Raw genomic sequence first — 1,327 nt, forward strand, 5'->3', positions numbered from 1 at the left:
CGACTTCACCTCGGAGGCGACCACGGCAAAGCCGCGGCCGGCTTCGCCGGCGCGCGCSGCCTCGAYCGYSGCGTTGAGCGCGAGCAGATYGGTCTGCGCCGCAATGGTGTTGATGAGGCCGACGACCTCGCCGATGCGTCCGGCGGACTTTGCCAGGCCCTGCACGGTGCCGTCGGTTTCGCGCGCCTGGGTGACGGCGCGGCCGGCGATACCTGCGGCATGGGCGGCCTGCTGGCTGATGTCGTTGATCGAGGCAGAGAGCTCTTCGGCGGCGGCGGCCACGCTGTCGACGCTCATGGAGGCGTCATTGGAGGCCTTGCCGGCGACCTGCACGCGGTCGTTGGTCTGGCGTGACACCGCGGAGAGATCGCCCGAGGTCTTGCGCATCGCGCCCGAAGCTTCGCTCAGTTCGCCGAGGGTTTTGCGGACCGCGCCCTCGAACTCGCCGACATAGACCTCGATCGCGCGCTGGCGTGCCGAAGCGCCCGCATTGCGCGCGCGCTCCTGCTCCTCGATCTTGAGCGTGTCGGTCGCCTGCTGCTTGAAGGCCTCCAGCGCGCCGGCGAGCGCACCGATTTCGTCCTTGCGGTCGAGATAGCCGCTGTCCACGGCAAGGTCGCCGCCGGCGACCTTCAGCATGGCGTCGCGGATGGTGTTGAGCGGATGGATGACGCGGCGGTTGACCAGCATGATGGCGCCCACGGCGAGGGCGATGGCGAGCGTCAGAAGTGCGAGCTGCATGATGAGCGCGCGTTGAGCTGCGGAGCGCTGTTCCAGCGTAYGGCTCTTGGCGGCGTCGAGTGCCGTCTCGGCGACGGCAACCGCGCTGGCCAGACGGCCCACCGTAACCGGTGTCCACTGGTTCGCGGTCATCTCGGCCTTTTCGCCATTGGCAAGCATATTGGCCAGGCGGTCGCGAAGGGCCAGATATTGCGGATCGAAATAGGCGCTCTTGGCCGCCGCCACGGCGGACGACAATGCGGGCGGGAGCTGCATTCCCGACGTCGACAATTCCAGCGCCTTCCACATCGCGCTCGTTCCGCCGACAAATTGGGTATAGGCGAGGCGGGTCTCCGGCGCGATGCGGCCGGCGTTGAGTCCGGTCGAGACGATCAGCGATGCTTCGCCCGCGGTGTTGCGCAGCAGCCAGGCGCTCTGCTTGATCGACAGCAACTGGTCGATCACGGCGTCCTGGTGGTTGACGGTGGCGGCCAGGACGTTCGAGAGCCTGTCGAGCGTCTCGAGCAGGCCCTGCGTCGTCTCCATATATTCCTTCGGCAGGCCCGCGCGGCGCTGGTCCTTGGGCTTGGCCACGTCCTCCCAGAAC

1 protein-coding gene is annotated in these 1,327 nt (G+C 67.8%); it reads right to left on the reverse strand.

Annotated features, from left to right (window positions below; all coding sequences use genetic code 11):
- The coding region (locus tag AC1D00_RS41375) for a methyl-accepting chemotaxis protein (protein ID WP_477014673.1) at positions 1-1,327 on the reverse strand (1,327 nt) is incomplete at both ends.

This window comes from Bradyrhizobium sp. P2_E8 (assembly GCF_056403875.1).